17 protein-coding genes and 1 pseudogene are annotated in these 18,603 nt (G+C 33.7%); 9 read left to right on the forward strand and 9 right to left on the reverse strand.

Translation table 11 applies throughout. The features are described 5' to 3' along the window. Positions 1–119: 119 nt before the first annotated feature. Complete coding sequence (locus ACM55F_RS09655) at positions 120–1,424, reverse strand: NAD(P)/FAD-dependent oxidoreductase (RefSeq protein WP_416853592.1); 1,305 nt, start codon at positions 1,422–1,424, stop codon at positions 120–122. Positions 1,425–1,715: 291 nt separating this feature from the next. Between ACM55F_RS09655 and ACM55F_RS09660 the strand changes: the two genes are divergently transcribed. Beyond that, a complete protein-coding gene (locus tag ACM55F_RS09660; protein WP_416853593.1) occupies positions 1,716–2,219 on the forward strand; it encodes an RNA polymerase sigma factor in 504 nt (167 codons plus the stop codon). Next, positions 2,216–2,848 (forward strand): hypothetical protein, encoded by a 633-nt coding sequence (locus tag ACM55F_RS09665; RefSeq protein ID WP_416853594.1) that lies wholly within the window; start codon positions 2,216–2,218, stop codon positions 2,846–2,848. The genes ACM55F_RS09660 and ACM55F_RS09665 overlap by 4 nt, the downstream gene beginning before the upstream one ends. 44 nt (positions 2,849–2,892) lie before the next feature. Here the strand turns inward: ACM55F_RS09665 and ACM55F_RS09670 are convergent, their stop codons facing one another. Both ACM55F_RS09670 and ACM55F_RS09675 read right to left on the reverse strand, forming a co-directional pair. Further along, a complete protein-coding gene (locus ACM55F_RS09670; RefSeq protein WP_416853595.1) occupies positions 2,893–3,702 on the reverse strand; it encodes a lysophospholipid acyltransferase family protein in 810 nt (269 codons plus the stop codon). A 121-nt stretch (positions 3,703–3,823) separates the two neighbouring features. Then, positions 3,824–4,483 (reverse strand): NUDIX hydrolase, encoded by a 660-nt coding sequence (locus tag ACM55F_RS09675; RefSeq protein WP_416853596.1) that lies wholly within the window; start codon positions 4,481–4,483, stop codon positions 3,824–3,826. 96 nt (positions 4,484–4,579) lie between these two features. Here ACM55F_RS09675 and ACM55F_RS09680 point away from each other — a divergent pair, with 96 nt between their 5' ends. Then, complete coding sequence (locus tag ACM55F_RS09680) at positions 4,580–5,020, forward strand: DUF4268 domain-containing protein (protein WP_416853597.1); 441 nt, start codon at positions 4,580–4,582, stop codon at positions 5,018–5,020. Positions 5,021–5,176: 156 nt separating this feature from the next. Here ACM55F_RS09680 and ACM55F_RS09685 read toward each other — a convergent pair whose 3' ends face one another. From ACM55F_RS09685 to ACM55F_RS09705, 5 genes are all read right to left on the reverse strand, one after another. Beyond that, positions 5,177–5,587 carry a hypothetical protein gene (locus ACM55F_RS09685; protein ID WP_416853598.1) on the reverse strand — a complete coding sequence of 137 codons (411 nt, stop codon included), beginning with the start codon at positions 5,585–5,587 and terminating at the stop codon, positions 5,177–5,179. Positions 5,588–5,597: 10 nt separating this feature from the next. Further along, entirely contained in the window at positions 5,598–6,542 is a 945-nt protein-coding gene (locus ACM55F_RS09690; protein ID WP_416853599.1) for an NAD(P)H-dependent flavin oxidoreductase, read from the reverse strand. Positions 6,543–6,557: 15 nt separating this feature from the next. Continuing rightward, positions 6,558–8,171: a S8 family peptidase gene (locus ACM55F_RS09695; protein ID WP_416853600.1), complete on the reverse strand. Its 1,614-nt coding sequence runs from the start codon at positions 8,169–8,171 to the stop codon at positions 6,558–6,560. A gap of 114 nt (positions 8,172–8,285) precedes the next feature. After that, on the reverse strand, positions 8,286–9,473 hold the full coding sequence (gene mnmA, locus ACM55F_RS09700; RefSeq protein WP_416853601.1) for a tRNA 2-thiouridine(34) synthase MnmA: 1,188 nt from the start codon (positions 9,471–9,473) through the stop codon (positions 8,286–8,288). A 79-nt stretch (positions 9,474–9,552) separates the two neighbouring features. Further along, positions 9,553–10,230 (reverse strand): toxin-antitoxin system YwqK family antitoxin, encoded by a 678-nt coding sequence (locus ACM55F_RS09705; protein ID WP_416853602.1) that lies wholly within the window; start codon positions 10,228–10,230, stop codon positions 9,553–9,555. A gap of 219 nt (positions 10,231–10,449) precedes the next feature. Here ACM55F_RS09705 and ACM55F_RS09710 point away from each other — a divergent pair. The 5 genes and pseudogenes from ACM55F_RS09710 to ACM55F_RS09730 all read left to right on the forward strand — a co-directional run. Continuing rightward, a pseudogene (locus tag ACM55F_RS09710) lies at positions 10,450–10,762 on the forward strand (IS982 family transposase); the annotation flags it as partial. A 198-nt stretch (positions 10,763–10,960) separates the two neighbouring features. Then, positions 10,961–11,476, forward strand: coding sequence for a MepB family protein (locus ACM55F_RS09715; protein ID WP_416853603.1), 516 nt, complete (start codon positions 10,961–10,963; stop codon positions 11,474–11,476). A 418-nt stretch (positions 11,477–11,894) separates the two neighbouring features. Beyond that, on the forward strand, positions 11,895–13,346 hold the full coding sequence (locus ACM55F_RS09720; protein ID WP_416853604.1) for a hypothetical protein: 1,452 nt from the start codon (positions 11,895–11,897) through the stop codon (positions 13,344–13,346). Further along, positions 13,288–13,953 (forward strand): CPBP family intramembrane glutamic endopeptidase, encoded by a 666-nt coding sequence (locus ACM55F_RS09725; RefSeq protein WP_416853605.1) that lies wholly within the window; start codon positions 13,288–13,290, stop codon positions 13,951–13,953. Before ACM55F_RS09720 ends, ACM55F_RS09725 begins: the two co-directional genes overlap by 59 nt. Positions 13,954–14,050: 97 nt before the next feature. Then, entirely contained in the window at positions 14,051–14,749 is a 699-nt protein-coding gene (locus tag ACM55F_RS09730) for a DUF6629 family protein (protein ID WP_416853606.1), read from the forward strand. A gap of 21 nt (positions 14,750–14,770) precedes the next feature. Here ACM55F_RS09730 and ACM55F_RS09735 read toward each other — a convergent pair whose 3' ends face one another. Beyond that, positions 14,771–15,367, reverse strand: coding sequence for a GNAT family N-acetyltransferase (locus ACM55F_RS09735; RefSeq protein ID WP_416853607.1), 597 nt, complete (start codon positions 15,365–15,367; stop codon positions 14,771–14,773). Between the two features lie 299 nt (positions 15,368–15,666). On the opposite strand from ACM55F_RS09735, the gene ACM55F_RS09740 reads away from it, so the two are divergent. Continuing rightward, positions 15,667–18,507: a M16 family metallopeptidase gene (locus tag ACM55F_RS09740; protein WP_416853608.1), complete on the forward strand. Its 2,841-nt coding sequence runs from the start codon at positions 15,667–15,669 to the stop codon at positions 18,505–18,507. Positions 18,508–18,603: the final 96 nt, after the last annotated feature.

Below are 18,603 nucleotides of genomic sequence, written 5' to 3' on the forward strand. Positions count from 1 at the left end.
CTATTTTGCGAATAGTAAAGTTAACACACAATACAAATAGAAAAATCGCTATCTTTTTTATCATTTTTGGGGTGTATAAGGGTTAAAATTATAGACGACAAGATAGCAATTATTATGTTTTATACCTCATCACTAGTAAATACAGTAAAACTTTTCTTTTTATACGGGCGGATAATTAATCGACCCTCACGATCAAAACGAATGTAGTTGTAAACCCAATTCAAGAAAACTACTGCTTTGTTTTTGAAACCAATAAGCGAGAACAAATGGACAAACATCCAAACAAACCACGCAAAAACCCCACTAAAATGATATTTTGGCAAATCTACTACCGCTTTATTTCGTCCTATTGTTGCCATGGCACCTTTGTCATTGTATTCAAAAGCTTCCATGGGCTGTTTTCTAATTAATTTAATTATGTTTTCTCCTAACATTTTCCCTTGTTGCATGGCGGGTTGGGCCATCATGGGATGTCCTTGAGGATACGCTTCGGTTTCCATAGATGCAATATCGCCCACGGCAAAAATATTGTTGTAACCTACTACTTGATTGTATTCGTTTACTCGAATGCGTTCTACTTTTTCAATCAAAGATTTGGCATCCAAACCAGCAATAATAGCACCTTGAACACCTGCAGTCCAGATTACAGTGGCAGTTTCGAATGCCAAATCAGAATTGGTGAGAATCGTACGTCCGTCATAATTAGTCACACGAACGTTTTTCCATATTTTTACGCCCAAACTGAGCAGAAATTTTTCGGCGGCTTGTGAGGATTTCTCACTCATAGTGTTAAGAATTCTGTCGCCACTTTGAATCAAATTAATTTCCATTTTGGCAATATCAAGATCGGGATAATCTTTTTGCAAAATGGCTTTTTTCATTTCGGCCAAAGCGCCAGCCAGTTCTACTCCCGTTGGCCCACCTCCCACAAGTACAAAATTAATAAGGCTATTTCGTTCGGCTAAATCAGTTGTTAAAACGGCTTGTTCAAAATTTTCAAGAATAAGACTGCGAATATTTAGCGATTGCGGAATGGTTTTCATAGCCATACTGTTGCGCTCTATTTCTTTATTGCCAAAATAATTGGTTTTGGAACCTGTAGCAATGACTAAATAATCATAGCTCAATTCCCCTATTTCTGCGATTACTTTTTGGTTCTTAGTATCGATTTCTTTGACAGAAGTCAATCTAAAATAGAAGTCATCGTATTCCTGAATTACTTTTCGAATAGGGTATGCAATGGAACCAGCTTCGAGTCCGCCTGTGGCTACTTGATATAATAGTGGCTGGAAGGTATGGTAATTGTGCTTATCTAAAAGAACAACCTGAACTTTTTTGCTTTTTAGTTTTTTAGCTAATGCAATTCCTGCGAAGCCACCTCCTATTATTACTATTCTGGGTAAAGTTGTATTTGGGATATTCATGTTTAAAAAGTTCTGAGTTGTTGATACTCAAAGATACAATGTTTTTCAACCTTGAATTTCATCTATTAATATCATAATTTTTGTTTTTGGAAAAAGGTCTTAAGAAATACTAAACATATAAATTAGCCCCGATGGCAATGAAAATCCTTTCTATCCTGAACTTGTTTCAGGACTAGAAAGATTGTAATGAACAGCGGGACGAGTGTTTATTATGAATTGCGAAAATTTGTGCTGCCAGAAAAAAAAGTGCTACTTTGTAACAAAATCTATTTTTGGATTACTAATGTATATATGAGTGAAAATCTAGAACATTCTTTTGTAAAGCAGTTACAGGAAAATCAGAATATAATCCACAAAATTTGTCGGTTGTATACTAATGGTGATGATGCACACAAGGATTTGTTTCAGGAAATCACGATTCAATTATGGAAAGCATTCCCAAAGTTTCGGGGCGATAGCAAATTTTCTACTTGGGCATATCGTGTGGCTTTAAATACTGCAATTACTTTGTATCGAAAGACCAAACGATCGATAAACACCATTGAGTTTGAAGGACGACAACATTTTACTCATGATATTGAGTATAATTATGAGGAAGAAGAGCAAATAAAGCTCATGTATAAGGCCGTTTATCAGCTCAATGATATTGAAAAAGCACTGGTTTTTATGTATCTGGAAGATAAAGATTATACAGAAATAGCCGAGACATTAGGGATTAGTGAAGTAAATGCCAGGGTGAAAATGAATAGAATAAAAGGGAAATTAAAAAAAATATTAAATCCATTAGGAATATGAAAGAGCTGGATTTATTGAAAAAAGACTGGCAGAAGAATGATAATTCTTTTGAGCAAGTATCGGAAATTGAGATTTATAAAATGATCCATAAAAAATCGTCTTCGATTGTGAAGTGGATTTTAATTATCAGTATTTTGGAAGTTTTACTATGGACATTACTTAATTTATTATTTAATAATGATGATTATTTTAAAGAACTGAAACACGATGAAATCATTACTTACCTTAACATTCTAAGCTATTTTAGTTACGGTGTGGTACTGATTTTTATTTATTTATTCTATAAAAATTATATTGCTATTACTACGACAGTTTCCACCAAACAATTGATGAAAGACATTCTAAAAACTAGAAAAACGGTCCAATTTTATGTTTGGTACAATCTGGGAATGATCGTCTTCTATTGTATTATTGGTTTTACAATTGCTTTCACTTACAATCCTGACGTAAATATTCTAAGAGAAAAGATTGTCAATGACGGAAAAATTATGGCTATTACGATAGGTATTCTACTTTTGACAATCGTTCTGCTTTTTGGAATATTTTGGTTGTTTTACAGATTATTGTACGGAATTTTACTGAGAAGATTGTATGCCAATTACAAGGAATTGAAAAAGATTGATTTATAATTTTATAAAAAAAGAGTTCAACCTTCGCGAACTCTTTTTTGGTATTAATAGTCCCATTGACGGGTTTTATTTAATTCTTCCTGTTCCTTAATTATTTCAGCAGGAATCACTTTTAAGAATGAAGAATGTTGCTCAATGGCATACTCCACTTTTTCAACGATTTCATCAATTGTATCCTTATCATAATCAATATCTAATGGTTCCTTGATGATAAATGACTGCAGGATTCCTTTCTTTTTCATACGCAATCCTTTTTTATCAAACGAACGACGGAAACCATCTATTACGATAGGTACCACAATGGGTCTGTGCTGTTTGATAATATGAGCCGTTCCTTTACGAACAGGTTTAAAAGATTTTGTTGTTCCCTGTGGAAAAGTAATCACCCAACCGTCATTTAAAGCTATTTTGATATTTTCAGTATCATCCGGGTTTACATCTTTCTTTTCGGCAACATCAACTCCCTTAGCTCGCCATGTACGCTCTACAGAAATTGCTCCCGCATACGCCATGATTCTTGGCAACAAACCGGCTTGCATGGTTTCTTTGGCAGCAACATAATAAATATTCATTTTGGGTTGCCACAGATAACATACATTTTTAATGGTATCGTCTCGCCCACTCAAACTTGCGTTAAAGACATGAAACATCGCTACAACATCTGCAAAATAGGTTTGGTGATTGGAAATAAAAAGTACATTGTTGTCCGGTAAATTTCTGATGATTTCAGAACCCTCAATTTGTAATTCATTAAATCCTCTATAACGTCTATGCGTCATGGCTCCAAAGATTCGGATCAGCCATTTTTTTATAAATAATATGTGCCCAAAAGGATTTCTCTTAAACAATACCATAAAATTGTGTCTTTTTTTGTTAATTTGGATTACAAACGTACGAAAATAATAGTTGTAGTTCCTTACTGATTTTTAGTAGCGCTTATTATAAATTACCCTGGATAATCTATTTTTTTAAATCTTATAAAGACGGATCTTTCAACATAAAAACTTCTTTCAAAACTTCTTTCAATTCACTCAAAATCATAGCTGTAGCACCCCAAACTAGGTGTTCCTCTATTTTAAAAGCAGGAACCGTAATTTTACCGGCATAGGAAGTTACCATTTCTGCACTAATAATTATTTCATCACTCAAAAAAACCGATAAAGGCAATTCAATTATATTTGCCACTTCATTAGGATCAGGAATAAAACTGATTTCTTCTCTGCTAATTCCTAAAAAAGGATGTACCATAAAATTACTTGGCGGAACATATAATTCCGTAAAAGGTTTGATAATCTCTATGTTTCTGGGAAGAATTCCTATTTCTTCATGGGTTTCCCGTAAAGCCGTATTTGCAAAGACTTCATCTTCCGGTTCAAATTTCCCACCCGGAAATGCTATTTGGGAAGAATGAGTTCCATCATAGGAACTCCGTACAATAAGCACTAAATGTGTTCTTCCATTTTTAGGATAAAACAACATCATGACGGCAGCTTTTCTTGATTTTTTAGTATCAAAAATTCCATTTTTCAAAGCATCAATTCGCTCAAGAGGTGCCATTTTAATGTGCGCTTCAAATGCAGGAAGCTTTGCTTGAACAAAATTAGGAACATATTTTAAAAAATCTTGAAAATCCATAATCAAAGTCTATTTTTGCATACCAAAAGATCTTATAAATATAGTTTAGAAAATAACGTTTAGCAAATTTTCTAAAATCAAATTAAAATAAATAAAATGTACAGTAAAGAAGAAACTCAAAAATTAAAACGAGAATTCTGGATCACTTTCGCAGAAAAACACCCTCGAAAATGGATGCTATACGACACTAAAATAAAGGATTTCTCCTTCAAGTTTTACGTAGACAATAAAAAAGCCCAAGTTTTAATCGATATCGAGCATCGAAATGATGAAAAACGAATTGCTTATTTTGAAAAAATAGAAGCGCTAAAAAACATTCTGGAAGAAGAATTTATTAAAGATTTGGTTTTCGAAAAAGACTATACTCTTGAAAACGGTAAAACCATCAGTCGTATTTGGGTTGAAAAATTAGGTGTTGGTGTTAGCAATCGAAACTATTGGGATGAAATATTTGACTTCTATAATGAAAAAATGAACGCTCTGGAATTGTTCTATAGGGAGTATGATGAATTCATTAAAGATATTGAAATAATTTAGGGCGTGGCCCGTTAAAAACGGGTCGAGCTATACATTACAAGCCCTCAGGACAGAATGGAATTACAAAATAGCTTCCAAATCGATATAAAAAAACTGCTTGTAACTGCTCCCAAATAATGTCTGACTTTTTGGGGCAGTCTATTGGAGCAATTTTATTTACATATTGAAGATATTATACACAATAATCCGATCTTCATAATTGATATACAATTGCTTCCTATTATCCTGTTTTTTTCTCGTAATTATAGAAACAGTACAATCGACTCCTTCATTATCTTTACAAGTAAACGAATAAACAATATCAGTATCATTCTCTTCTGTAGGTTGATAATCAATAATTTCAAACAGTTGAATGATTTGGGAATAAACCACAATTCTATTTTTATTGGTATCCAAGGAGACTAAAATATTGACCAAATTCAGATCAGACCACTTTCCCCATTTCCCTTTTTCATTTTTTTCTAAAACACTAAAGCCCGACGTTTTAAACTTATAGTTTTGACCATATGAATGTTGCAGTCCTAAAACCAAAAAAAGCAATATTATATATATTTTTCTCTTCGTCATTCTTTATAAATTAAAAATCAAAATTCATCACTTCTTTTCTCGCTGTTTCAAAATCGGCTATCATTTCCTGAATGATGTCTCCAGCTGGTTTAATCTCGTGAATTAGCCCTGCTATTTGACCGATTTCTAATTCTCCTTCGATTAAATCCCCCTCAAACATCCCGCGTTTTGCTCTCGCCCTTCCTAATAAACCGATTAAATCTTCTTTTGTTGCACATTGTTCATATAAATGCTGAACATCCTGATAAAATTTATTTTTAATCAATCGAACTGGTGCGAGTTCTTTTAAGGTCAATTGAGTATCGCCCTCTTTTACGTTTATAATAGTTTTCTTGAAATTTTCATGTGAAGAAGATTCTACTGATGCTGCAAATCTACTTCCAACCTGAACTCCATCTGCTCCCAATACCATTGCAGCAAGCATTCCGCGACCAGTTGCAATTCCACCGGCAGCAATCAACGGAATTTTAATTTTTTCTTTCACCATTGGGATTAAAGTAAACGTAGTGGTTTCCTCTCTTCCGTTATGTCCCCCTGCTTCAAATCCCTCGGCAACCACTGCATCAACACCTGCATCTTGTGCTTTTAACGCAAAAACAGAACTACTTACCACATGTACTACTGTTATACCGTTTTCTTTCAAATAAGAAGTCCATGTTTTGGGATTTCCAGCCGATGTAAAAACGATTTTTACACCTTCATCAACAATAATTTTAATTATTTCTTCGATATTCGGATACAACATCGGAACATTTACTCCAAAAGGTTTTGAAGTTGATTTTTTACATTTTTGAATGTGCTCCCGCAAGACTTCAGGATACATAGAACCTGCTCCTATCAATCCCAAACCTCCTGCATTACTAACCGCACTAGCTAATTTATAGCCACTATTCCAAATCATTCCTCCTTGAATAATTGGGTATTTAATCTTGAAAAGTTCCGTTATTTTATTCATGTATTATTGAGAATGTTAACGTTTTATAATTTTTCCGCTTTTAGAAAAAGAATTGGATTCCACTTTATATATATACATTCCTTTACTCAATGCTTTCAATGAAATACTGGCCGATTGTGTTGTGATTTCTTTATCTACCACTTTTTGACCTGAAATAGAATAAATGGCAACCCTTGCTTTATCAATACTTAGTGGTAATGAAATTGAAATAAAATCACTTGCCGGATTCGGATAAAGTATAAAATCATTCTTCGAAAAAGTGTCAAGTGATAATCCATTGCTCACAGCTAAACCAAAATCTGGAATACCATACCCATATTGATTATTAGGAATTGCAAATCTATCTGCAGATTTAATTACTAGTTCCCTAATTTCTTGGTTAGTTTTGCCAGAATTTGCCTGCCATAAACAAGCAATCATTCCTGCCATAATAGGGCTGGAAAAAGAAGTTCCATTAGCAGTCACAATATTTCCCGCAGCATCTGATACTATTGCTGCTTGTCCCTTTGCCATGACATCCGGTTTTATTCTTTGATCAAAAGAAGGTCCTATGGAACTAAATGATGCCAATGTCTCTGAAGCATTTACGGCTCCTACTGCAATTACCGATACTGCATCAGCAGGCACTGCAATATGTGGATTAGATGAAGAACCTGAATTTCCTGCAGATGCCACCACAATCATACCCCTACTAAATGCAATTTCAGCCCCACGCGACATATACGCAGTTGTACCGTTCATTTCACTATAAGTATGATTGTAAGCGGCATCATCATACTCAAAATAGCCTAAAGACGTATTGATAATATCCACTCCCAAACTGTCAGCTCTTTCTGCAGCTTCAACCCAAAGTGATTCCTCAACAGGGTTTTCGGAAGTATCGTCTTCGGTGATAAATAAATAATAGGAAGCGTCAGGAGCTGTTCCTACTAACGAATTTTCTTTATAGCCACCCATTGAAGAAAGTACTGATGTTCCGTGTGAAACTCCAGTGTAAAAATCCGGATTTCTTAAAACAAAATTATAACCTCCTAAAATTTGGTTATTATCTCTTAATCTTTGAAAAGGTTGCGCTGTATTAACCCCTGGAAAACCTGCATCAATAACCGCAATTATTTTACCTAAACCGGTATAATTTTGTTGGTGCAGTAATTGTCCGTTAAGCATCTGGATTTGATTCGCAGACGTTCCGTAAGCGTAATCAATTTTGGTTTTCTTACTTTTATTTACCTTTTTAATTTTTGAAGACTTCGCTATTTTACCGGTTTGATTGAGTGATTTATCCGCAAAATCGACTTTACTGACAAACGAAAATGTTTTCAATGAATTTATATTTGCTTGTGTCCCACGAACGTGAACAGCATTCAACCATTTGGATTTTGCCATAACAGTAATTCCTACAACCGCTTTTACTTGATTCACATAGGACGCCTCAATAGGAACATCTTTAAAGTCTAAAACGATATTCTGATTGGTTCTCCTATCCAAAGCTCTTTGAGTAAGCATTTCTAAGGGGGTATCTAAATAAAATTGAGAACTGGGCTTCGTATTGAAATATATCCAAGCGTCTTCTTGAGAAAATCCTGTTGATGCAATCAATAAAAAAACAAGCAAATAGATTTTTTTCATGGTTAATTTTATATGTAAGTTATAAAATTTCTAACTCCCGTATAGCGGCTTCATGACATTTCAAATTCCGCAAAAACGTGCATTTTTAGAACTTTTTATAAATAAAGTACTAAACTAAGAAATAACTCCCGAACCAACTAATTCATCAGCTAAATACCAAGCAACAAATTGCCCTTCAGTTATTGCGGATTGCGGTTCGTCAAAGGCAACATACATTCCGTTTTCAAATTGGTGCAATGTCGCTTTTTGCAAAGGTTGTCTGTAACGAATTCTTGCCATAACGTCCATCGTTTCACCATTGGCCAAAGCCAAATCCTTACGAATCCAATGCACTTCAGATTTTTCGATAGACAATGATTTTTTAAACAATCCGGGATGTTGACTCGTCAATCCAGTATAAATGGTATTGGTTACCACATTAGTAGCTATGATAAATAAAGGATCGGTAGTTCCTCCTACATTCAATCCTTTTCGTTGTCCAATAGTAAAATAATGAGCCCCTTGGTGTTTTCCAACTTTTTTACCCATTTCTGGAGTGTATGGAATTTTTCTTGCATCGAAAGCTAAATCCTCTTCCAACGTCAAACCTTCTTGTTTTTCAGAATTGTAAACCGAATCGTTTTTATCAATTTGAATAATAACTCCGTCTTTAGGTTGTAATTTTTGTTGCAAAAACTCTGGCAAACGTACTTTTCCAATGAAACACAGACCTTGAGAATCTTTCTTGTCGGCAGTAATCAAATCCATTTGAGCAGCAATTTCCCGAACTTCTGGTTTTGTTAATTCACCAATAGGAAATAACGATTTTGCCAATTGTTCTTGTGACAATTGACAAAGGAAATAGGATTGATCTTTGTTTGTATCGGCGCCAGCCTTAAGTTGGTAAACGGTTTCTCCATTGACTTCAATTTCGTTTTTTTGACAATAATGTCCTGTAGCCACATAATCAGCTCCAAGACTCAAAGCTATTTTCATGAAAACATCAAATTTTATTTCACGATTACAAAGTACATCAGGGTTTGGAGTACGACCTTTTTCATATTCGTTGAACATGTAGTCAACGATTTTTTCTTTGTATTCTTCGCTTAAATCTACGGTTTGAAAAGGAATCCCTAATTTTTCAGCCACAAGTAATGCATCATTGCTGTCTTCCAGCCACGGGCATTCGTTTGAAATGGTAACAGAATCATCATGCCAATTTTTCATAAAAAGACCTATGACTTCATAGCCTTGCTGTTGCAACAAATAAGCCGCAACACTTGAATCTACCCCTCCGGAAAGCCCTACAACAACACGCTTCATCTTCAAAAAATTATAATTTTAATAAGGGTGCAAAGTTACAAAAAGATTTACAATAGTATTTACGTAATCTGAGACTTAATTATTCTTGTTTTTTTGTAGCATTTTGGGGATCACTCATGTTCAATTCCCTAAGCAATTTCTCCTTTTCAAAAAACTGCCAAACCCCTATTTTTTTGCCATTTAAAAACTGTCCTTTAGAAACCACATTTCCATTAGTATCTTTGAAAATTGCTAAACCATTATATTTATTGTTCTTGAAAATGGATTCTTCAAGTACAATCCCTTTCTCGGTATATTTCTTATAAATACCGTCTTTCAAATTGTTCTTATAACTGATTTCTTCTGCAATTTTGCCATCAGGATAAAAAACAGTTCGCAAACCTTCCAACTTTCCTCTACTGTAGTTTTCAGTTGTCATGATGTTTTTTGAAGCTTGATGATAATACTTCCATTTCCCTTCAAACAATTTATTAACCACTTTACCTTCACTCACTTTATTATTTTTCTGATCATAAAAAATAGTATATGCTGAATTATCTACATCATTGAATTCTCTAGTGGCAATTACCGAAGTTGATTTGGTATCATCAAAAAATTTAAAAAGACCTATTTCTTTTCCATGAGAGAAAATCCCTTCGTATCTCGGTCTTTTCGATTCCTCATAAAAGCCTTTCCATACTCCATGCTTTCTTCCCTTTTCATCCAATTTATTAAAACCCGTTTGGGATAATAACACTTGACTAAAAAGAATCATCATGAAAATTTTAAAAAAACAAAATTTATTTTTTTTCATTATTACTTCGAGTTTATTTATCTCTATGGAACTGTTAAAGCGTGATTTTATTTTGATAAATTTACATTTAATATAACCCATTGGGTGTAATTATTTGGAATAAAAATATCGTTTAAATATCGTTTAAATACAGTTTAATATACTGAAAATCAATATCTTAAATTCTAAAAATAACCAATATCTATGTCAAATATAGTGAAAAATTATTTTAAAGTTTTAGAAGTTATCAGTTCTTTGAATTGTGATTTAGAATACAAATCTAGAATTGGAAGAAAGAAAAAAAAATGACTGATTTACAAGTAGTTGCACTTAGTTTTACAGTTAAATTCATGTTGATTGACAGTGAAAACTCATTGTTTAATCAGTTGAAAAATGGACAGATTTCCAATCTGATTGAGCGAAGTCAGTTTAACAAAGGAGAAGAAAATTATTTTTATTCTCCGAGCAAGTTAGAACCAAATTAGCCTCTTATTTTTTAGAATTTGAAGATTATTTTAGCTCTGAAAAGAATGATGCTAATTTAGAAAATGATTTTAAAATTGTTTTTTAGATTTATATTGACCAATAGTTGTGGGCGCGAAAAGAATTTCCGTGTTATCTTAACAAGAATATTTTTTGCATACCTTAAAATAGGTTTATACAAAAGTGAATAAATGTGAAAAATATTTTCAAAAAACTAAATTAAAAAAAATTCATGCTCCCAATCCCCGACATCATTCTACAAACCAAAACCCTTGTTTTTGACCCCTGTGGTTTTGAACTTAAAAACCCAGTACTGGAAAAAGAAAGCAAAGAATATGGTGCGTATCGATTTGAACTGAATGCCTTAAAAATACTATTTCGTGTGGCTAAAACCACACCTACAAAAGTGGGGCAATTTGTTACATTATGGAAAAGAATAGCAAAAGGACCTATTCAGCCTTTTGGCCTTTCAGATGATATCGATTTTTTCATCATCAATACCAATTACGGAGATCATTTTGGTCAATTTGTATTTCCTAGATCCGTGCTTTGTCAACAAGGAATCTTGACTACTGATTTGAAAGAAGGAAAACGGGCTATTCGGGTGTATCCGTCTTGGGACATCACAACAAACAAACAGGCTCAGAAAACCCAAAAATGGCAATTGGATTATTTCCTGGAAATCCATTTGGACAAACCAATAGATATAGAACGGGCCAAATTGCTTTATTCGCAGCAAATTAAATAACATCAAAAAACAACCTCATTTAAGTAATTTTAAATGAGGCTTGTTTTTTTACATAAACTTATTTTATCAATTTATTTTATAATATATTGATTTTCAGTTGTTAGAGTTAAATTTTATTTTTAATTTAGCTTTTATGAAGGATTCAATGTTTTAGAATCCTGCTATCCCCAAAATCTTATTTATTGTTTACAAGTTAGTCCGCCATAAAACTCAACTAACTTATAGGTTAAATCAATTGTTTCAAAAATGATGGATGTTAATCTCCTTTGCATTTTATAGGAATCATTTTGATCATTTCCATTTTCGAATAGCCTGTTTCATTTTAATCTGTTTTACAATAATAAAATAAAGATAATAAGCACGTAAAATTCATTCTCCATGTTACTAATCAAGCTATAAATACATAAACCACTACGTTATGAACACCTTTAAAGACCGTGTAAGTAATAAACCAAAACAAATTAGCTGGTTATCCATTGTACTCGTGATTGTATTGCTTGCCGGATTATTTTGGGTTATGTATCAATTTAAAGGAGAACAACGTTTTGCTGTCGTAAAGCTTTTTGGGAAAGGCAATGCTATAAACTTTTCAAAAAATTATGATTTCGTTCAATTTCCTTCCAATGAAAAAAATTATGGGGCTTTACTTGCCCAAAAAGGAGATGTATTAGGGTTTAACGATCTTACCATTTCTTTTAATGAGGTAACAAATGATTCTTTAGAGATTGATGATTCCGATGATTCTCTTGTTTTAGTAAACGGAAAAGTAAATACCATTATCATCGGGAATAACGAAAATCTTATTCCTTGGTTTCAAAAAATGAAAAATAGCACTGTTGATAACTTGGAAACCATAGCTTTCAGATCAAAAATTCCTACGAGTTATATTTCTTATTTAAAAAAAATAGCACATCTAAAACCTAATACTGCTTTAGTTTTTGAAGAAAATGGGTCGCGGATTATAGTTGAAGATTATATAAAAAAATCTAATTTCTTTAAACCTCATTTAATAAGAATATCCTTAAAACAAAATGAATTCCCATTATTGACACATTGGAAAACCACCGAATCTCTTCATTTAAATTTATTGGATACCGTTGTCACAAAATCTTTGCCCGTTATGCCTGCCTTAAAACAGTGCATTATTAACGGAGGAGACATTAAATATATGAATGCTTCTTTTTTTAATAACATCACCCAACTGGAAAACATCAGTTTGTTCACCTGTCTTTCTGATTATACCATTTTGAAGCCGTTAGAAAATCTCAAGCAACTTACTATTACTAATTTTGGTTGCACCGGCGATTTGGCAGCATTGAAAAACAAATTCCCAAAACTGTCCGTGTTGATAGTTTCAGGTGTTTTTACCAACATTGATTTGCTTGGTAATTATAAAAATATCCGGTGGCTGGGACTTCCTGAAAACACCTCCCAAAAACAGTTTGATACCATTACCGCACAATTGTCCAATTTACAAGTGCTGGAACTAAAAGGAAGTGATTCCGTAAAAAACTTAAAAGCATTGCAACAATTACACAATCTCAGGGGACTCGTAATAATAGACTCGATAACGGACAAGCAATCCCTTTATGCACTGAAAGAATTAAGATATCTGTCAGTTCCCGACAGAAATAAGACGGACAGCAATTATGTTCAAACGCTGAAAAAGAGTTTGCCCGGTTCCATCATTGTTCCTAATACCGGAGCTTGTATGGGTTCTGGCTGGCTGCTTTTACTAATACCTGCAGTATTTTTATTTAGTTTAGTTTTTCCAAGGAAATTTTTGAAAAAATATTTTAAAAACAAAAAAAATGGAGCATTTAGAGCAAACAAAACCGATATCCAGACGAACCAAAAAAGCAGTGCTTGATGCAGTCGTTTGTAGTGCTGAAATCATGGCATTTGGGTATTTGATCACCTACCCTTTTCCATTAAAAGCAGTAGCTTTTATCCCTTTGGCAATGGTAGCTTTTATTATCAGCCGTGACATCGATTCACCTTCGGTAACCTTCAAACTTTTATTTAGAGATCTCTTCTCTCTAAAATCAATTGTATATGTTGTTATTGGTCTTGAATTGGGTATCGCAGCTGCAATTTATTACAGAGGTAGTCTGGGAATGCCAATCCTTCCCATGGTAATCAGGCCATTTGTATTCGTGGCGGTAAGTGTTGCTATTATGGAAGAATTATTTTTTCGAGGCTTCATACAAGGTCAGATCAGCAAGATAAATACAGATTTTGCTGTGGTATTTGCCGCCTTTGCGCATGCATCTTACAAAATTTGTTTATTTCTTTCTCCGGCAGCAAGACCGCAAGAACACATTGTAGAATTTTTCATATGGTCTTTTGCGGCTTATATCGTTCTTGGATTTTTAAGGTACTATTCAAAAAGTATGATCCCTGTAATTATAATGCATGCCATTTTTGATTTGGTTGTTTATGCCGAAGTCCTGCAAGCACCCTGGTGGGTTTGGTAATTGATACTATCATAAATGGTATGGATTTAATGAATGGTTAACCAACAGTTGACGCTCTTAATAGAATTACTTTTTTATTCATTATAAATTAAAGCCTATGTGTTTTTCAGCTAGTGCGAGTTTTGGAGCGGGTATTGTTCTTGCAGCAATAAGTGTTGCGGCAATAAAAAAAGTACAGAAACCATCCCAAATTTATTTTGCCTGTATTCCAATTATTTTTTGTGTTCAGCAGTTTGCTGAGGGCTTTTTATGGCTATCACTGACAAAGTCCGGTTTTGTGCCCATGCAACAAATTTCAACCTATATCTTTTTGTTTTTTGCACAGGTGGTATGGCCTTCATGGATTCCTTTAGCATCACTGAAACTTGAAAAAGAAAGGGAAGAGAAAAATTTTCAGCTGGTTCTGCTTATAGTAGGCCTATCAGTCTCTTTATTTCTTGGATATTGTTTAGTCACATATACTGTTGAAGCAAAAATTATTGGATCCCATATTTCATACATACAAAACTATCCAGTAGTGTTTGGCGGTTATGGCGACATCCTTTACATCATAGCAACTGTTGCTCCTCCATTATTTTCAAACATCAAAAAAATGTTGATTTTAAGTATCTCTATCATCATTTCTTATATTATAACAAAAATTTCCTATGTAGATTATGTAGTTTCGGTTTGGTGTTTCTTTTCATCTATAATTAGTATATCCGTACTACTAATTATGGATGAAATCAAAAATCCCAGTAAGAAACATTCCAAATACCACTATAAAAGTAATCACAGTAAAAGCAGCAGTATTTAAACTCTTGTCCTTTATATTTTACTATAATTTATTTTTCAAATTTTCTTTCACATTATCGAACCATTCGTTTCTGAGGATACTCAAAATAATACTGTCTCTACGAATAGCACTACCTAATGTAGGCATATGATTTCTCATAACACCTTCTACGGTACATCCAATGCTTTTCATGGCCGCAATACTTCGTTGGTTGTTATTGTCTGCACGAAACTCTACACGTTCCGTTCCTAAAGTTTCGAATGCAAATTGCAAAAGCAAAAATTTACAGCGTTTGTTGAGTCCGGTTCCTCTGAAATCTTTACCGTACCACGTGTACCCTAATTGCAGGGTTTTGAATGCCAAATTAATATCGTAAAAACGGGTGCTTCCAGCATATTTCCCTGATTTTTTATCGAAAACTATAAAGGGAAATTCTGTTCCGTTTTCTCTGGCTTTTAGCGCAATCTGAATGTATTTTTCTAAATTTTCTTTTCCATTTGCCTGAACTAGGGAATACTTCCAAGTCTCAGGTTCATTAATGGAAATTTCCAATAGATTTTCAACATCTGATTCCTGTAATGGGCGCAGTAAAACAGTTTCGTCTTCTAAGATGGTATTTTGGGGGAAATCTATGTTCATATTTATATTCATTTATGGTTAAAAAAACCTAAATACCTAAGCTTCTTAGATTTTATTAAACTTGAATAATACTGTTCTGATTAGAAAAATCAATGGATTCGAATCCCTTTATTCAAATATTAAAATCGTATTTTATACAGATGAACGGTATCAAATCAAGTCGTAAATTTAATACAAATCTTTAAATTTAACTTCTTACAATTTAGAGATTTATTATTTTTATTTTCTTAATTTCGTTATCGGTAGCAAAAAATTAGTTTAAATAAATAACTACGAACTCCAATTTTAAAAATAAAACAATGAAGTCAATCCAGTTTTTAATCCTTCCTTTCATTCTTTTTACTGCATTTAGTTCTTATTCTCAAAATCAAAGTAAAACGGATAAATCAAAAGAATTTAAAGTAGAATTTGAACAGTTCTCCCTAGAAAACGGACTGCATGTAATTTTACATATTGATCGATCTGACCCAGTTGTTGCTGTTGCTTTGACAAGCCATGTGGGATCTGCGAGAGAAAAAGTGGGTCGTACCGGATTTGCGCATTTATTTGAACATTTGCTTTTCTTGGAATCTGAAAACTTGGGTAAAGGAGGACTTGATAAAATGAGTGCCCGTATTGGTGGGGCTGGTGCCAATGGCTCAACTAATAGAGATCGTACCGAATATTTTCAAACCGTACCTAAAGACGCATTAGAAAAAATGATTTGGGCTGAAGCTGATAAATTAGGCTATTTCATCAACACTGTAACGGAACCTGTTCTAGCCAAAGAAAAACAAGTAGTTAAAAATGAGAAAAGACAGAGCTATGACAACAGACCTTATGGACACAGCTTTTCTGTGATTTCTAAAAATTTATACCCGGCAACGCATCCGTACAGCTGGGAAGTTATTGGTTCCTTGGAAGATTTACAAAATGCCACATTGGAAGATGTAAAAAATTTCTACAATCGCTGGTATGTACCAAACAATGTTACGCTAACTATAGCTGGTGATTTCGATGTGAACCAAACCAAAGCATGGGTCGAAAAATACTTTGGAGAAATAAAACGTGGAGAAACTATTCCTAAAATGGAGAAGCAGTCCGTAACATTGACAGAAACTAAAAAACTATATTATGAAGATAATTTTGCCCGTTTACCACAATTAACACTAACATGGCCTTCTGTTTACGAATACCATCCTGACAGTTATGCCTTGGAAGTTTTGGCCAGTTATCTTTCAAAAGGTAAAAAAGCACCTTTATACAAAACCCTCGTAGAAGACAAAAAATTAACCGATGCCACTGACGTTTTCCAATACAATTCAGAAATAGCGGGTCAGTATATGTTGAGTGTTACTGCTTTTGAAAAAACAAATTTGAATGACGTAATGAATGGCGTAAACGAAGCTTTTAAAAACTTTGAAGCCGAAGGAATTTCTCAACAGGATTTAAATAGAATTAAAGCGGGACAAGAAACTGCTTTTTACACAAATCTATCCAGTGTATTAGGAAAAGGATTTCAACTGGCGCAATATGAAATTTTTGCAGGAACTCCGGATTATATAAATCAAGATGTTAAAAATATCCTTGCGGTAACTACCCAAGATGTAATGCGCGTGTATCAAAAATACATCAAAGGAAAACATTTTGTGGCCACTAGTTTTGTTCCAAAAGGAGAGGCAAATTTAATTTTAGATCGTTCCTTACTAGCAGCCGTAGTTGAGGAAAAAATCATCGAAGGCAAAGAAGATTCATTTGATGCCAGCATTGTTGCAACGTATGATAAAACGCCTTCTAAATTTGACCGAAGCGTAGAGCCGGCTTATGGAGAAAGCCCTGATGTAATATTACCATCGGTGTGGAAAAGTAAGTTGTCATCCGGTTTAAACGTTTTTGGGATTGAAAACCATGAAGTTCCTCTTGTTCAATTTCAATTGCAGATTAAAGGCGGAATGTTACTTGAAAATACCGATAAAATAGGTGTTTCAACTATGCTATCTAAACTGATGACAAAAGGTACAAAAAACAAAACTCCAGAGCAACTGGAAAATGCTATCGAAAGTCTTGGAGCCACAATCAAAGCGTATGCAACAGATGAAGCCATCTTCATTTCAGGAAATGCACTGGCAAAAAACTACAATGCAACTATGGCATTAATTCAGGAAATAGTGTTGCAACCCCGTTGGGACACCAAAGAATTTGATTTGATCAAACAAAGTACTTTAAGCCAAATTCTACAACAAAAAGCTGATCCAAATAGTATTGCAAGAAATGAATTCAAGAAATTAATTTATGGAAAAGAATCTATTTTATCCAACAACCGCATCGGTACCGAAAACGCTGTAAACAGTATTACTATTGATGATTTGATAAATTATTACACTAAAAATACTGCTCCGTCTGTTTCTGATTTTCAAATTGTTGGTGCTATTTCAAAAACAGATGTGACTAATTCATTAGCGACTTTAAATAAAAACTGGGAGGCTAAAAAAATTACTGTTCCTAAAATAGCAGCTACAAATACGGTAGCGGCATCCAAAATTTATTTTTATGATGTTCCAGGTGCAAAACAATCTGCAATCCGAATTGGTTATCCAGCTCTTGCCGCTACTGATACTGATTTTTATCCAGTCCAAATCATGAATTACCGTTTAGGTGGTGGTGGTTTTGCCTCACAATTAACGCAAAAATTACGTGAAGAAAAAGGATATACCTATGGTATCAATTCTTCATTTAATGGTTCTGTTAATAAAGGTCCATTTACTATTTCTAGTGGTGTACGTTCAAATGTAACGTCTGAATCCGTTAGTTTGATAAAAGAAATTGTAGCGCAATATGGGAAAAATTTCAACGAGAATGATCTTGAAGTAACTAAAGGATACTTAATAAAAAGTAATGCCAGAGCATTTGAAACGCTTTCTGCAAAACTGGAAATGCTTTATGATATCAGTAACTACAACTACTCTGATGACTATGCAAAACAACAAGAAAGCATTGTGAAAAATATCACTATTGAAGAACTAAAAAAGCTTTCGGAGACGTATTTGAATGCTGATAAAATGATTTATTTAGTGGTAGGCGATGCTGAAACGCAATTGAAAAAGCTAGAACAGATTGGTTTTGGAGAGCCCATTCTTTTGAATAAACCAGCGGTAAAATAAACGCTAATTTAATTGCACGAATCTGGGTTATAAATCACTGATTGTCTTAGCCCAGATCGAAGTGAAAATCCCGAACTGCAAAAAAATAATTTTTCT

This window comes from Flavobacterium melibiosi, from assembly GCF_048158545.1.
Classification (GTDB): Bacteria; Bacteroidota; Bacteroidia; order Flavobacteriales; family Flavobacteriaceae; genus Flavobacterium; species Flavobacterium melibiosi.

Coding starts and splice junctions, on each gene's coding strand:
- ACM55F_RS09655 (WP_416853592.1), bottom strand. CDS start 1,424: ATGAATATCCCAAATACAACTTTACCCAGAATAGTAATAATAGGAGGT.
- ACM55F_RS09660 (WP_416853593.1), top strand. CDS start 1,716: ATGAGTGAAAATCTAGAACATTCTTTTGTAAAGCAGTTACAGGAAAAT.
- ACM55F_RS09665 (WP_416853594.1), top strand. CDS start 2,216: ATGAAAGAGCTGGATTTATTGAAAAAAGACTGGCAGAAGAATGATAAT.
- ACM55F_RS09670 (WP_416853595.1), bottom strand. CDS start 3,702: ATGGTATTGTTTAAGAGAAATCCTTTTGGGCACATATTATTTATAAAA.
- ACM55F_RS09675 (WP_416853596.1), bottom strand. CDS start 4,483: ATGGATTTTCAAGATTTTTTAAAATATGTTCCTAATTTTGTTCAAGCA.
- ACM55F_RS09680 (WP_416853597.1), top strand. CDS start 4,580: ATGTACAGTAAAGAAGAAACTCAAAAATTAAAACGAGAATTCTGGATC.
- ACM55F_RS09685 (WP_416853598.1), bottom strand. CDS start 5,587: ATGACGAAGAGAAAAATATATATAATATTGCTTTTTTTGGTTTTAGGA.
- ACM55F_RS09690 (WP_416853599.1), bottom strand. CDS start 6,542: ATGAATAAAATAACGGAACTTTTCAAGATTAAATACCCAATTATTCAA.
- ACM55F_RS09695 (WP_416853600.1), bottom strand. CDS start 8,171: ATGAAAAAAATCTATTTGCTTGTTTTTTTATTGATTGCATCAACAGGA.
- mnmA (WP_416853601.1), bottom strand. CDS start 9,473: ATGAAGCGTGTTGTTGTAGGGCTTTCCGGAGGGGTAGATTCAAGTGTT.
- ACM55F_RS09705 (WP_416853602.1), bottom strand. CDS start 10,230: ATGATGATTCTTTTTAGTCAAGTGTTATTATCCCAAACGGGTTTTAAT.
- ACM55F_RS09715 (WP_416853603.1), top strand. CDS start 10,961: ATGCTCCCAATCCCCGACATCATTCTACAAACCAAAACCCTTGTTTTT.
- ACM55F_RS09720 (WP_416853604.1), top strand. CDS start 11,895: ATGAACACCTTTAAAGACCGTGTAAGTAATAAACCAAAACAAATTAGC.
- ACM55F_RS09725 (WP_416853605.1), top strand. CDS start 13,288: ATGGAGCATTTAGAGCAAACAAAACCGATATCCAGACGAACCAAAAAA.
- ACM55F_RS09730 (WP_416853606.1), top strand. CDS start 14,051: ATGTGTTTTTCAGCTAGTGCGAGTTTTGGAGCGGGTATTGTTCTTGCA.
- ACM55F_RS09735 (WP_416853607.1), bottom strand. CDS start 15,367: ATGAACATAGATTTCCCCCAAAATACCATCTTAGAAGACGAAACTGTT.
- ACM55F_RS09740 (WP_416853608.1), top strand. CDS start 15,667: ATGAAGTCAATCCAGTTTTTAATCCTTCCTTTCATTCTTTTTACTGCA.